Genomic DNA, 13,583 nt, shown 5'->3' with positions numbered 1-13,583 from the left:
ACCGTCACGGCACGCGCGCCGTCCACTCCGGGGACGTGAACTTGGCGGCGGCCAGTTCCTCGGCGCGCCGGAGTTCCTGCCCGCCGATCCGGCCGACGGTAAGGCCGTAACGCGCGCGGAACGAACGGATCATGTGGTCGATGACGGCCTCGCGGGAGAGGCCGGTCTGCCGCCTCAGCGGGTCGACGCGCTTCGCGGCGCTGCGGATGCCCTTGTCGGACAGCTTCTCCCGGCCGATGCGGAGCACCTCGAGCATCTTGTCGGCGTCGATGTCGTAGGACATGGTCACGTGGTGGAGGACCGCGCCCGGACCGCCGTCGGGCCCGACGACGCGCTTCTGCGCGGCTCCGGCGATCTTGCCCGCAGCGGTGGCGATGTCGTTGAGGGGCTGGTACCAGGCCTTGATGCCCATGTCGTCGAGAGCGCCCAGCACCCAGTCGTCGAGGTAGGCGTAGGAGTCGGCGAGCGGCAGCCCGGACACGAGGGAGGCGGGGACGGAGAGTGAGTACGTGATGGTGTTTCCGGGCTCGACGAACATGGCGCCGCCACCCGAGATGCGCCGTACGACGGTCATCCCGTGGTACCGGGCGGCTTCCGCGTCGACCTCGTTTCTCAGGGACTGGAAACTGCCGATGACGACGGCGGGTCCGCCCCACTCCCAGACCCGGAGGGTCGGCGGGCGGCGTCCGGCGGCGACCTCCGCGGTGAGGACCTCGTCGAGCGCCATGTGCAGGGCGGGTGGTTGGGGCCGCTCGTGGATGAGCTGCCAGTCGTAGTCGGTCCAGTCCGTCGCCTGGGCGACGGCGCGGCGCACGGCGATGGCGACGCCTTCCGGAGTCAGGCCGTACATCACGTTGCCCTCGGGCAGGCCCGCTTGGATGCGCTCGGCGAGTTCGGCGGCTTCCGTGGTGAGGGGGGCTCCTTCGAGGGCCCGGTCGATGGCGCTCAGCGCCTCGTCGGGCTCGAGGAAGAAGTCGCCCGCGACGCGCACGTTCCGCAGTACACCGTCGTGGCCGTCGAGGTCGACGACGACCAGCTTGCCGCCAGGAACCTTGTACTCGCCGTGCATGCCGATCCGCCTTGGTCCTTCGTACCTCCCTGTCGGACAACGCCGCCCGTGGCGTCTCCTGTTCCCCCTTCGGTGGCGGCCGCGACCCTCGTCCCGTCGGCGGCCCGGCGACGTCGCGCGACCGTGGCGCCGCTCGAAAGCCTCCGGCCGTCCCTCGGTGCCGACGCGGCCGTCCACCTGGTGGGTGCGGTCAGGGCGGCGGAGGCAGGTGGAGGTGGCGAAGGTCATCGGGTACGGGGCTGCCGGGCCGGAACAACGGGGGTGCTTCGCCGTCCGCGGCCGTAGCCGGAGCGTCCGTGAGCCGCATGCGCTCTCTGAGCCGTCCGTAGAAGTTGGCGGGGTTGAGCCTGACCAGGCGCAGGGGCTGCGGCGCCGCGAACACACCGATCCAGTCGCCGGGCTCGAGGATGCCGCGCGGCTGCCCGTCGACGCTGACCGCGGCGCGTCCGGAGTGGGGCAGCACGCGAAGGGCAATGGGCTCGTCCGCGTCGGCGATCACCGTCCGGTTGAACGCCATGTGCGGGGCCACGGGCGTGAAGACCAGCGCGCGCATCCGAGGGGAGAGCACCGGCCCCCCGGCTGCGAAGCTGTAGGCGGTCGAGCCCGTCGGGGTGGCGAGGATGACGCCGTCGGCCGAGTACGAGGCCAGGAGTCGGCCGGCGATGTAGACGCCGACGCTGACCTGGTGGTCCCGGGCCAGTTTCTCGACGACGATGTCGTTCAGCGCGGTGACGTCCAGCGCGATTCCCCAGGGGTCGGCCTCGGCCGAGTCGGCCTGCGGCTGTGGGGGCGGGAGCGCCGGACCTCTCCCGTAGCAGAGGAGTTCCTCCATGTCGGTGGGGACCTCCAGCAGCCTGGACGCCCGCATCGTGAGCATCATGCGCTCTTCGCACTCGGACCTGTCGGCATGCACGGCGTCCAGCGCCCGCTCCACGTCGCAGACCGGCGTCTCCGTCAGAAAGCCGACCTTGCCGAGGTCGACGCCCAGTACCCGGACGTTGTCCCGGGCGGCGACGCGCGCGCCGCGCAGAAAGGTGCCGTCCCCGCCGAGGGTCACGATGAGGTCGGGGCTGCCCGCTGCCCGCGCTTCGTCGCGGGCGTGGCGGCGGCTTCCGGGGCCGTGCCACACGTCGATGTCCACGCAGCCGATGCCGTGCCGTGCGCACCACCGGCGTACGGTCTGCGCTCCGGACGCCGCCTCGGGACGGCCGCCGTGCACGACGAGTCCCAATCGGCTGATCGGCATGTCACCTCCCGGGCCGCCGCCCCGACTGCAGGTCTCGAAGTCATCCTCACAGTTTCGGACGGTGCCTGCCACGGGGGCCGGCCCGCGTCCGAGGGACCCCACAGCCGGGTCCGTGACCGTGTCCACGCACACGGCCGGACGAGTGACGGCTCTACGGGTGAAATCTTCTTCAGGGGCCCCACGTCACCGAGCCCCTGAGCGGGCATCCGGTGGGGGCGTCCCAGCGGCGGCATGGCCGTGTTCGTTTCTCAACACGGTGCGGCACCAGGCGATGGCGATGGCGGACGGGGCGGATGCGCCGTGCTAAGGGAGAGTCATGAGACAGTCCCGAATCGCGGCATCCGTGTCCTCCCTCCTCCTCGCGGTCGCGTGCACGCTCACGGGTACCGCGACGGCGCAGGCGGCCCCGCAGGCATCGGCCACGGGCTACGTGGCCCTCGGGGACTCCTATTCCGCCGGGGTCGGAGCCGGCAGCTACTTCGGCAGCGTCAGCTGCATGCGCAGCAGCAGGTCGTATCCCGCCCTGTGGGCCTCGGCCCATTCACGGTCGTCGTTCAGCTTCACCGCGTGCAACGGTGCTCGCACGAGCGATGTCGTCTCCGGCCAGCTCGGCCCGCTCAGCACCCGTACCGGCCTGGTCAGCATCACCGCCGGCGGTAGCGACGCCGGTTTCTCCGGCGTCATGACGACCTGTGTGCTGCGGGGCAACAGCAAATGCCTCTCCGCCGTCGCCGAGGCTCGCTCGTACATGGACCGGTCCCTCCCGCGCAACCTGGACCGTCTCTACACGGCCATCAGAAGGAAGGCCCCCGCCGCCCACGTCGTGGTTCTCGGCTATCCGCGCCTGTACAAGCTCAACGGCACCTGCAGGGCGGGACTCCCGGACACCGCGCGGTCCGCCATCAACAACGCCGTCGACCACCTCAACACCGTGATCGCGAAGCGCGCCGCCGACCACGGGTACACGTTCGCCGACGTCAGGACCGCCTTCTCCGGGCACGAGATCTGCTCCGGCAGTCCCTGGCTGCGCAGCGTGGACCTGCTGGCCCTGACCGAGTCGTACCACCCCACGGCACTCGGGCAGTCCCGCGGCTACCTTCCCGTCTTCAACCGCGCAGAGTGAACGCCGCCTCGGGCTTACCGCAGGAACCGAGTGGACCGTGCTCGGAGGGCATCCGGCGGGCGGCCGGAACGCGGGCCCGTACGCCCGTCGCCCGCACCCTGCCCCCGCAACGCCGATGCCCGTCTCGAGCCGTCCGGCCACGGCTCAGGGCACAGTGGGACCATGGACGCACAGGACAGGATGGATCTGGCCGGGGCGCGCGTGGCAACCAGGCTTCCGGCTCGGAGCCTGGACCGGGCCCGGCGCTTCTACTCCGAATTCCTCGGTCTGGAGGCCGTCGACGAGCGGCCCGGTGGACTGCTGTACCGATGCGGAGGCGCGGAGTTCGTACTCTTCCAGTCGACGGGGACCTCTCCCGGCACCTTCACCCAGATGGCATGGCAGGTCGACGACATCGAGGCCGTTGTGTCGGAACTCGGGCGGCGCGGTGTGGTGTTCGAAGAGGTCGACGTGCCGGGGCTGCGCACGAGGGACGGGATCGCCGAGATCGCCGGGAACTATCCGAGCAAGGGCGCGCGCAGTGAACGCGGTGCCTGGTTCCGGGACAGCGAAGGGAACCTGCTCGGCATCCACGAGCCGATCGTCTGAAGGCCTGGCCGAGCGTCGGCTTCGGCCGGGACGACGGGCTCAGCACCCGACCGGACACCCCGTACTCCCTACGCTCGGCCGCCGACTGGTGGCTCGGAATCTCGCCGCACGTCCGGCACAGCGCCCGCCGGTGATCAGCGCCCAGGCCGCGGCCGGGGCAGGAATGCCCCCCGCGCTCCGGACGCGCATTGCTCCCTACGAGTGGTGCAACCCCTGACGCGGTCGTAGCGTCATTACAGATGCAACGCCCCCGCGAGGACGGTACGAACGGGCGGGCGCGGGGCACATAGGTCCGGGGACACACGGACGGGAGCGGACATGCGGCGACACACGGTGAGTACGACGGTCATGCTCTGTGCCACTGCCTCGCTCACGGCTGCGATGGGCACGGCCTCCGCCGCCCCGGCGGCATCCCCCGCGGCCGGGCACACCGTGAAACAGCAGGTCGGGCGTCCCGTGCTCGTCGACTGTCTCTGGCACCCGCAGGTACACCCGCAGAACTTCATGATCGCCTGCGGCGACGGCAACAGTCTCCTCACCTCGCTGCATTGGTCGCACTGGGGTGCGACATCGGCGACGGCCCAGGGCTTCAACGTCGTGAACGACTGCAAGCCGTACTGCGCGGCGGGCAAGTTCCACTCGTACCCCGTCATCGTGCGGCTCGACCACCCGCAACCCTGGAAGAAGCAGCCGACGCTGCAGCACTACACGCAGATGCGCCTCGTCTACACCAGCGGGAGGCCGGACGGGTTCCAGCGAGTGGTGACCTACCCACTGTGGAACTGATCGCGTGGTCCAGCCCGTGTGGAACTGAACGCGTAGTCCAGCCCCTGTGGAACTGATCGAGCAGTCCGGGCTCCGCCCGTCAGCGCCCCGGTCAGGTCCCCGGGTCGTGCACGACGCCGGCGATGACCGTGGTCACGACCTTACGGACGGCTTCGGGCTCCGGCGGGGCTGCGGTCCGGTCGGCGAAAAGCAGGTGCCCGGCTCCGATCAGCGTGGGGGCGAGCGTGTCGACATCGGCCTCGGCCACGACCCGGCCCAGGTCGCGCTCGGCCGTCAGATACGAGGCGATCATGACCGCGGCTTCCGTCAGAACGGGGACACCGGTCGGCCTGGCCCGGCGCAGCCGGGCACGCAGACCGTCCCGGGAGGTGACCAGGCCGACGATCGCCACGGCAACCGTCCCGAAGAGGTCCATCAGCGCCACGGTGATGTTTCCGGCGACGGTGCCGGTGCCGGCGGAGTCGCGCAGGGCGGCGGCCTGATCGTCGATCCGGGCGACGCGGTCCAGTACGAGCTCGGCGAGGAAGGCATCGAAATCGGCGAAGTGCCGGTGCAGGACCCCCTTGGCACAGCCCGCCTCCGTGGTGACCGCCCGGCTGGTCAGCGCGCTCGGCCCGTCCCGGAGCAGGACGCGCTCGGCAGCTTCGAACAGCTGCTCACGCACATCACGGATGGCTACTCCCGTCGGCACCGTGGGTCTCCTCCGTCTTGCCTCGGCCGGCCCGCCGGTTGACGAGTGGGCATGTGCCCACGATAGTGGGCACATGCCCACTATAGACCCTGAGCGCCTCCCTTCGTCCGGAGACGAGCCTCATCACCAGCGACTGATGGCGGAGTCGTTCGGCGCGGACCCCGAACGCTACGACCGGGCCCGGCCCCGCTACCCCGACGCCATGGTCGACGCGATCGTCGGCGCCAGTCCCGGGCCCGACGTCCTCGACGTCGGCGTCGGAACCGGCATAGCGGCCCGGCAGTTCCAGGCGGCCGGCTGCAGCGTGCTGGGCGTCGATGTCGACGCACGCATGGCCGGGTTCGCGCGGCGCAGCGGACTCGAGGTCGAGGTGGCGGCGTTCGAAGCCTGGGAGCCCGCCGGCCGGTCCTTCGACACGGTCGCCTCCGGGCAGACCTGGCACTGGGTGGACCCGACGGCCGGCGCGGCCAAGGCCGCTCAGGTGCTTCGGCCGGGCGGCAGGCTGGCCGTCTTCTGGAACGTCTTCGAGCCTTCGCCCGAGATCGCGGAGGCCTTCTCCGCCGTCTATCACCGGGTCGTGCCCGAAGCGCCGCTCAAACCCTGGACGACGTCCCCACTCGATGCGTACTCGAGGGTGCTCACCAGGACGGCCGACGGGATACGACGGGTGGGCGCGTTCGGTGACCCGCAACGGCAGCAGTTCGGCTGGGAACGGGTCTACACCCGCGACGAGTGGCTGGACCAGATGCCCACGGGAGGCGATGCCGTCCAGTACCCGCCGGGCAAGCTGGCAGAGCTGCTGGCGGGAGTGGGGGCCGTGATCGACGCGACGGGGGGCAGGTTCACGATGCGTTACACGACCGTCGTGGTCACCGCGGCACACACCGCCGCTGCCTGACGCCAAGTCAGGCCCATGCAGTCACCCCGGGGTTCCAAGGAGGGGCCCTCAGGTGCCGAGGGGGGTAAACCCCCGTGCGCACACGGACGTTGGCCGGATGGGACGGACGGGCTTGATCCGCGAGGCTCCTGCACATGAAGCAGACCAGCCACTCGACAGCCGCCTGGCTCACCGTCTCCGCCGCCCTCCTCACTCTCGCCGCCCCACTGAGCGCATCACCATCCGCGGCCGACTCCGGGGCCCCCTCACTGCACTGGAACGCGTGCGAAGGCAGCGGGATCGATCCACGGCAGCAGTGCGCGACCGTCGAGGTACCCATGGACTACACGGACCCCGGCGGCCGGAAGATCGAAGTCGCCGTCTCCCGCATTCCCAGCGAGAAGCCGGCGGTCCGACGCGGCGCGCTGCTGCTCATCCCCGGCGGGCCCGGCGGCTCCAGCCTCGCCGACCCGTCGGGAAAAGGGCAGAAGCTGCCGCAGGAGGTGCGGGACGCCTACGATCTGATCGGCTTCGCCCCGCGCGGGCTCGTCCCCTCCACCTCCGTCGGCTGCGGCCTCGACCACGCCGACCTCGCCGTCTCCAAGCAGCGGCCGTGGCCCGCCCCGGACGGGTCCATCGCGGAGAACTTGGTCATCGCCCGGAGGATCGCAACGGCCTGCGCACACCGGGGCGGTGAGCTGATCCGGCACATCAGCACGGTCGACGAGGCCCGTGACATCGACCGTATCCGCGCCGCGCTCGGCGAACGCAGGCTCTCCGCGTGGGGCGTCTCGTACGGCACCTACACCGGCGCCGTCTACAGCCAGTTGTTCCCCGCCCGTACCGATCGCATCGTGCTGGACAGCAACGACGATCCCGACCCCACCCGGGTCGCGCGTGCCTGGCTGGCCGGGTACGAGAAGGGCGTCGAGGACACTTTCCCCGAGTTCGCCGCATGGGCGTCGGCGCCCGGGAACCCTGACCGGGTGGCCGAGACCGCGGCCGAGGTGCGGCCGCTGTTCCTGCACCTCGCCGCGCGGCTGGACCTCGAACCGATCCCCTGGCCGGGTGCCAACCCCCAGGAGCTCAACGGCAATGTGCTGCGTCAGACCATGCTGGACAGCCTCTACGCGACCAGCCGCTACCCCACCCTGGCGAAACTGATGCTGGCCGCACGGCGCGGCACGGTGCCGCCTGCGCCCGCCACACCGCCGGAGCCGGTACTGCAGAACGTCACCGCGGTCAGCGCAGCGACGATCTGCAACGACATTGCATGGCCCAGGTCGGCCGCCGCATACCGCAAAGCGGTCTCGGAGAGCCGGGAGAACCACCCGCTGACCGCCGGAATGCCCCGCAACGCCATGGCCTGTGCCGCCTGGCCGTACCCGCCGAGGCAGGCGCCGGTACGGATCACGCCCCAGGGGCCGTCGAACATCATGCTCGTGCAGAACGAACGCGACCCCGCCACCCCGCTCAGCGGCGCGCTCCGGCTCCGCGACGCGTTCGGCGCGCGCGCCGTCATGGTGACCGTGAACTCCACCGGCCACGATGCCTACCTCGCGAACGGGAACACATGCGGCGACCGCACCGTCTCCCGCTTCCTGGCGACCGGTGAGCGGCCCGGCCGGGACACCTACTGCGAGTAGACGGCCCTCTCGAGAACAGCGGCGATGATACGAGAATCCCCCGTCTCGCCTCTGTGATCAGTGGCGGCGGCACCGGTGGAACAATGAGCGGCATGCCCAATGCCGCCCGCTCCGCCCCGACTCGTCAGCGCATCATCGCAGCCGTCCTGCAGATCATCGGGGAGGGCGGCGTCGCGGCGGTCACCAACCGGGGTATCGCCAAGAAGGCCGGAGTGTCACTCGGGTCGGTCACGTACCACTTCGAGACCCAGCACGATCTGCTGCGGGAAAGCCTGCTGCACTTCGTGCGCGAGGAGACGCGCCACTTCACCGAACTGGCCGACCAATGCCGAAGCCAGGACATCGACATGGCGGCCGCGGCATCCCTGGCGGGGCAGGTGGCCTGCGGTACGCCGTTCGACAGCACACATATCGCGCCGTTCGAGCTGTATGTGCAGGCCGGGCGCGACGAGCGGTTGCGCGCGGCGGCGTCGGAGGCGTTCGAGGCCTACGACCGGCTCGCCGCCCAGATCCTCACCGCCCTGGGCGTCCCGAACGCGGAACGCCTCGCCGCCACCACCGTCGCCGTGGTGATGGGTCTTCAGCTCCGCCGCCTTGCGACAGGCAGCGCGGCGGACGACCTGGTGGACGCTTTGCTGCTGCTGGCACGGGGGGCTGCCGACGAGTCGGCGCAGGAGCCAGCCGGTCCCCCGGCATCGCGACGCTGAGTGCGCGATCCGTCCGCCAACTCCTCTGCCGCGGACAGCAGTCGGCGTACGCTCCCTGTGGACACGCGGCCACACCCTCCCTATTGTTCGTTCGAACGAACAAGACCGGAGGGTAGCCATGCACATTGCCGGAGCGACCGTTCTGCTCACCGGAGTGACCGGCGGCATCGGCGGGGCACTCGCCGCCGAGCTGTCCGCCCGCGGTGCCGACCTCGTCCTCACCGGTCGGCGCCGCGAGGCGTTGGAGCCGCTCGAGGAGCGCTACGGCGCCCGGACGATCCTCGCGGATCTCGCCGACCCCGACGATGTGCTACGCCTCGCCAAGGAGGCCGAAGGCACGGAGATCCTCATCGCCAACGCGGCCCTGCCCTCCAGCGGCGAGGTGCTCGACTACACGCCCGCGCAAATCGACCGATCCCTCGCGGTGAACCTGCGCGCGCCCGCGATGCTCGCGCGGCTGCTGGCTCCGGGGATGGTGGCGGCAGGGCGCGGGCACATCTGCTTCGTCGGGTCGTTGTCAGGGATGGCAGCCACCAAGTCGTCGTCGCTCTACACCGCGACGAAATTCGGGCTTCGCGGGTTCTCGCTGTCCTTCCGCCAGGACCTGCACGGCACCGGCGTGGGCGTCTCGATCGTTCAGCCCGGCTTTGTCCGCGACTTGGGGATGTTCGCCGACACCGGCTCGCGGACCCCCGGCGGCGCCCGAACCGTGTCACCGCAGCAGGTCGTCAAGGGCGTGATGCGAGCGATCGAACGCGATGTCGCCGAGATCAACGTCGCGCCGCTCGAGCTGAAGTTCCTTACGAAGATCGCATCGCATTTCCCCGGGTTCGCGGAACGAGTCCAGCGGCTGGCGGGAGCGGACCAGACCGTGGAAGCGATCGTGGCGGCACAGCGGTCGAGCCGATGAACTGCGGCCGTCCGATGACGGCCTGCACGGCGAGCTCCTCGTGAAGGCCGATCAGGCAAATCGTCACGACACGCCGGGACCAACGCTTTTGCACCCGTCCGGCCCTCCGTCATCACACTTCGAGCATGTCCGATATGACAGATATGAAGGTATGTCAGTAGGTTCATCGCGGGTCGGCTGCCCAGCCGGCGTCTGCGAGACAGAAAGAAGTGACATGCCTACGCGTACCTTTGCCGTGGCCACCGCCGTAGTAGGCGCGGCGGCTCTGGCCACCACCGGCATCACCTACGCCTCGACCGCCGGATCTCAGAGCGCCCCGTCCCACCAGCAGGCGGCCGCACCCGTCCGGCATGCCGCCCCGCCCGTCCGCCAGGCCGCCCCCGCCGCGGCTCCGGTCAGTGGCGGCGACTCGAACGGAAAGAGGGACGAGGGCCGGAACGACCGCGACCGGGACGACCGGGAGCGCGGCGGCCACGGCTACGAACGGCGGGACGAAGGAAGGATCGAATTCAACGAGCGGACATTCTCCGCCGCCACGGACGGCTGCATCGTCGCAGCCAGCGGGCTGGGCTCCAGCAGCTTCAGCATCTTCAACGACAGCAGGAAGATCGTTGAGGTGTTCCGCGGGTTCACCTGCGACAACGGCGCCCCGGTCGCCACGGTCGGCCCCTTCGGCGCCACCAACGGCGTCGTGACCCGTACCGTCGAGGGAGGCCTGTTCGGCGACGACGGCGTCGTGGGCAGCTTCCGGGTGATCGGTCACCACGACGAGTGGTGACCGCGCCGCTCACCACATATGGCAGCGCCGGCCCGACGGAATCGGGCCGACGCTTGCGACGCGACTCGCCGCGCGCCGGACGCGAGCGATGGCCGCGGCGAGCACTTCCGGCCTTCGCGCAGCATCGCGGTGTCGGACTCCCCCGCCGCGGCCTTGAGCACCATGGCCGGGCGTTCCACGGCCTGGTTGGCGGCGCCCGGCACCCGCCCCGCGGTGTCGGCCACCCCTCCTGACAACCGTCATAGGAAGCGGGGACGGGGGCCGATCCGGAACGCCGGAAGGCGCTCGCCGCGACCGTGTCGCCGTAGGGCCCTGGCGGTCCCAGCATCAGGCGCGCAATTGTTCGATTAATCCGTACGCATTCATGTTTATGTTCCACGCGCGGGGTCACCCGGAGTCGTGACATCGACGTCAACCGCGACTTGGAGTGAACAACGGTGGCTGGAGACCAGAAGGCCAAGGCCAAGATGGAGCAGGCCAAGGGCAAGGCCAAGGAGACCGTCGGCCGTGCGGTGGGCAACGAGAAGCTGACCGCCGAGGGCCAGGCCGAGAAGTCGAAGGGCGACGCCCGCCAGGCGAAGGAGAAGACCAAGGACACCTTCAAGCGCTGACGCGCGCGGCAAGCGGCGGGGTCCCCGATCGGTGATCGGGGACCCCGCCCTTTGCCGTGCCGGCAGGCCGCCGCACAGGACACCGCCGACCGCGCCCTCACATGCGTAGAGCGCGCTCCTACCGGTCCACGGACCTCATCCCGGCCTCGTCATAGCGCTCCCCGGCGGCCTCGGGGAGTTCGGCGTCGATGCGCGCGAGGTCGTCCTTGGTCAGCTCGACGTCGACCGCGCCGACGTTCTGCTCGAGGTAGGTGCGGCGCTTGGTGCCCGGGATCGGGACCAGGTCCTCGCCCTGCGCCAGTACCCAGGCGATCGCGAGCTGCGCCGGTGTGACGCCCTTCTCGTTGGCGATCTCCTTCACCTTCTCCGCGAGCCTGAGGTTCGCCTGGAGGTTCTCACCGGTGAAGCGGGGGCCGCTGCGCCGGAAGTCCCCCTCGTCGAGCTCGTCCGGGGAGTTGAACCGGCCCGCGAGGAAGCCGCGTCCCAGCGGGGAATACGGCACGAATCCGATCCCGAGCTCACGGCAGGTGGGCAGTACCTCGGACTCCGGGTCGCGTGTCCACAGCGAGTACTCGGTCTGCACCGCCGTGATGGGATGTACGGCGTTCGCCCGGCGGATCGTCTCCGCCCCGGCCTCACTCAGACCGATGTGGCGTACCTTGCCCTCCGCGACCAGCTCCGCCATCGCCCCCACGGTCTCCTCGATCGGCACGTCGGGGTCGACACGGTGCTGGTAGTAGAGGTCGATGTAGTCGGTACCGAGGCGTTTGAGCGAGCCGTGGATCGAACTGCGTACGTGCTCCGCCGAGCCGTCCTGCCGTCCGAGCGTACTGATGTCGCCCGGGACGGCGTTGTCCATCCGGTAGTTGAACTTCGTCGCGATGACGTACTCGTCACGATGTCCCTTGATCGCGCCGCCGACCAGCATCTCGTTGGTGAGCGGGCCGTAGAGCTGCGCGGTGTCGAGGAAGTTGACACCCAGCTCGAGAGCGCGGCGGATGGTCTTGACCCCCTCGTCCTGGTCGGCGGAGCCGTAGAAGGCGGACATGCCCATGCAGCCGAGGCCGATGGCCGAAACTTCCAGGTCTCGAAGCGTGCGCTGCCTCATGTTCGTCCCAGCCTTTCCTTGCGATGTCGACTTTCCGTACGGGGGGCGCGGATCCCCCGCACAGACCCTCGCCCACTCCATGGAGCAGCGGATCCAGGGAATCGGCATCCCGATGCCCACACCGCGCTCTCGGTGACGCCATGCCGTGAACGCTAGGAGTTGGCGTGCACTCCAAGTCAAGGGCGGACTCCACGGCGAAGCGCGGATCCGACGCCGGGCCCTGACCGGCTTCGGTCCGTGGCGGACGCCACCGGTCGGCGTAGCGGCCACCCGGTCGGTCTAGGCGGAGTCCGAAAGTTCGCGTCGGATCGGTGCGCGGCGTCCGGTGCAGGGATCACCCCCCGGCGGTAGCCGGAAAGCACCGGCAGGCGGAGGTTCTCCCCGCGTACTGGGCGTACTCAGGTGTCTCCACAACGCGGCGAGGTGCCGTGCCAGGCGTCACGCGCCCGGCGGAAAGGGCCGGACATCCCCTGGCGAAGAGCCGAGTCGTCGGGCGTCGCAGTCCCGCCGCTCGCTCCGCCGGAAGTGTGCGTCGGGGCGGCCCGGGATGCACGGGGCCGCCGGGCGATCTTCGTCCTGTTCGCACACCCTGGTCCCGGGGCCGCCCAGCCATGCCGGGCAGCCGCTCCGCGGGCAGATCGCCCCACCCGCCGTCCCGAGAGACTCTCCGACAAGGAAACAAGGAAGCACGGCAATGACAGTGACGACGAACGCGCTCATCCCTGCGCTGCAAGACGCCCGAAGTGCCCACGCCGCGGTCATCGACCGGTTCCGGGCGGACATGGCCGTCATCCCCCACGGTCCGCACCGCCGGACGCTGGAACACCACCTCGCCGACATCCAGGAGCACATCGCCCGTATCGACGACCACCTCCGCGCCATCCGACCGCGCCATCTGGTGTACGACACCGTCGAAATCTTCCGCACGCTCGCGTCCGGTCTGGGCCGTGCCGTGCAGATCCCGCTGGAGGCCGGCGCGGTGATCGCGGACGGCATCCTGCGCGGCGCGCGCCCGGCCACCGATCGCCAGCTGCTGAGGACCACCGAGTGCGAGTACGGGGCCGCTGCCCAGGCACGGGCAGCCTGCCGTGCCGGGGAGAGCATCGCCGCTCTCGCCGACGACGAGAAGGCCATGGACCTGCTCGGGGCACTGCGCCGCCATGACGAACTGCTTCTCGAATCGCTGGACAACAGCATCGAACAGCTGGCCCTGGCCCTGGCCGACGCGGCGGCCGCGGACGGCCCGTGGGTCCGGGCCGACGACGCCCACGCCGGGGCGGCGGCGCGCCTGTCCGGGCTGGAACACCATCAGTCCTGGCGGGATCACCGCCCGCCCGCGGACGGCCGGGTCGGTTCGCGCCCGACGGGTACCGGGCTGGGGACCATCGGCTGAGCCCGCGGCGACGGGAGGCGGAACGGGAGAAGGACACCGAGGCCGTGGAG

Annotated in this window: 14 protein-coding genes; 10 read left to right on the top strand and 4 right to left on the bottom strand. The window is 70.4% G+C overall.

Features of this window, described 5'->3' with window-relative positions; all coding sequences use genetic code 11:
- Window positions 1-4 precede the first annotated feature (4 nt).
- Together AAW14_RS04540 and AAW14_RS04535 are read right to left on the bottom strand one after the other, a co-directional pair.
- Complete coding sequence (locus tag AAW14_RS04540; protein WP_265560145.1) at window positions 5-1,069, bottom strand: lipoate--protein ligase family protein; 1,065 nt, start codon at window positions 1,067-1,069, stop codon at window positions 5-7.
- A 190-nt stretch (window positions 1,070-1,259) separates the two neighbouring features.
- Window positions 1,260-2,315 carry an NAD(+)/NADH kinase gene (locus AAW14_RS04535; protein ID WP_265560143.1) on the bottom strand — a complete coding sequence of 352 codons (1,056 nt, stop codon included), beginning with the start codon at window positions 2,313-2,315 and terminating at the stop codon, window positions 1,260-1,262.
- A 316-nt stretch (window positions 2,316-2,631) separates the two neighbouring features.
- Between AAW14_RS04535 and AAW14_RS04530 the strand changes: the two genes are divergently transcribed.
- The 3 genes from AAW14_RS04530 to AAW14_RS04520 all read left to right on the top strand — a co-directional run bounded on the left by AAW14_RS04530 (window position 2,632) and on the right by AAW14_RS04520 (window position 4,812).
- Window positions 2,632-3,438: an SGNH/GDSL hydrolase family protein gene (locus AAW14_RS04530; protein ID WP_265560141.1), complete on the top strand. Its 807-nt coding sequence runs from the start codon at window positions 2,632-2,634 to the stop codon at window positions 3,436-3,438.
- A 162-nt stretch (window positions 3,439-3,600) separates the two neighbouring features.
- Window positions 3,601-4,026: a VOC family protein gene (locus AAW14_RS04525; RefSeq protein WP_265560139.1), complete on the top strand. Its 426-nt coding sequence runs from the start codon at window positions 3,601-3,603 to the stop codon at window positions 4,024-4,026.
- Between the two features lie 318 nt (window positions 4,027-4,344).
- Window positions 4,345-4,812 (top strand): hypothetical protein, encoded by a 468-nt coding sequence (locus AAW14_RS04520; RefSeq protein WP_265560137.1) that lies wholly within the window; start codon window positions 4,345-4,347, stop codon window positions 4,810-4,812.
- A 91-nt stretch (window positions 4,813-4,903) separates the two neighbouring features.
- Here AAW14_RS04520 and AAW14_RS04515 read toward each other — a convergent pair whose 3' ends face one another.
- On the bottom strand, window positions 4,904-5,503 hold the full coding sequence (locus AAW14_RS04515) for a TetR/AcrR family transcriptional regulator (protein ID WP_265560135.1): 600 nt from the start codon (window positions 5,501-5,503) through the stop codon (window positions 4,904-4,906).
- 136 nt (window positions 5,504-5,639) lie between these two features.
- On the opposite strand from AAW14_RS04515, the gene AAW14_RS04510 reads away from it, so the two are divergent.
- The 6 genes from AAW14_RS04510 (at window position 5,640) to AAW14_RS04485 (ending at window position 11,032) form a co-directional block, all read left to right on the top strand.
- Window positions 5,640-6,401, top strand: coding sequence for a class I SAM-dependent methyltransferase (locus tag AAW14_RS04510; protein ID WP_265560133.1), 762 nt, complete (start codon window positions 5,640-5,642; stop codon window positions 6,399-6,401).
- Between the two features lie 134 nt (window positions 6,402-6,535).
- Window positions 6,536-8,026 (top strand): alpha/beta hydrolase, encoded by a 1,491-nt coding sequence (locus AAW14_RS04505; RefSeq protein WP_265560131.1) that lies wholly within the window; start codon window positions 6,536-6,538, stop codon window positions 8,024-8,026.
- Window positions 8,027-8,118: 92 nt separating this feature from the next.
- Window positions 8,119-8,733 carry a TetR/AcrR family transcriptional regulator gene (locus tag AAW14_RS04500; RefSeq protein ID WP_265560129.1) on the top strand — a complete coding sequence of 205 codons (615 nt, stop codon included), beginning with the start codon at window positions 8,119-8,121 and terminating at the stop codon, window positions 8,731-8,733.
- 118 nt (window positions 8,734-8,851) lie between these two features.
- Complete coding sequence (locus tag AAW14_RS04495; protein WP_265560126.1) at window positions 8,852-9,643, top strand: SDR family NAD(P)-dependent oxidoreductase; 792 nt, start codon at window positions 8,852-8,854, stop codon at window positions 9,641-9,643.
- 214 nt (window positions 9,644-9,857) lie between these two features.
- Window positions 9,858-10,421 carry a hypothetical protein gene (locus AAW14_RS04490; protein WP_265560124.1) on the top strand — a complete coding sequence of 188 codons (564 nt, stop codon included), beginning with the start codon at window positions 9,858-9,860 and terminating at the stop codon, window positions 10,419-10,421.
- 437 nt (window positions 10,422-10,858) lie between these two features.
- A complete protein-coding gene (locus tag AAW14_RS04485; protein WP_265560122.1) occupies window positions 10,859-11,032 on the top strand; it encodes a CsbD family protein in 174 nt (57 codons plus the stop codon).
- 118 nt (window positions 11,033-11,150) lie between these two features.
- Here AAW14_RS04485 and AAW14_RS04480 read toward each other — a convergent pair whose 3' ends face one another.
- On the bottom strand, window positions 11,151-12,140 hold the full coding sequence (locus AAW14_RS04480) for an aldo/keto reductase (RefSeq protein ID WP_265560120.1): 990 nt from the start codon (window positions 12,138-12,140) through the stop codon (window positions 11,151-11,153).
- 694 nt (window positions 12,141-12,834) lie between these two features.
- On the opposite strand from AAW14_RS04480, the gene AAW14_RS04475 reads away from it, so the two are divergent.
- Complete coding sequence (locus tag AAW14_RS04475; RefSeq protein ID WP_265560118.1) at window positions 12,835-13,533, top strand: hypothetical protein; 699 nt, start codon at window positions 12,835-12,837, stop codon at window positions 13,531-13,533.
- Window positions 13,534-13,583 lie beyond the last annotated feature (50 nt).

It is taken from the genome of Streptomyces hygroscopicus (assembly GCF_026168105.1).
Classification (GTDB): domain Bacteria; phylum Actinomycetota; class Actinomycetes; order Streptomycetales; family Streptomycetaceae; genus Streptomyces; species Streptomyces hygroscopicus_D.
This window is presented reverse-complemented; position numbering and strand designations above follow the sequence as displayed.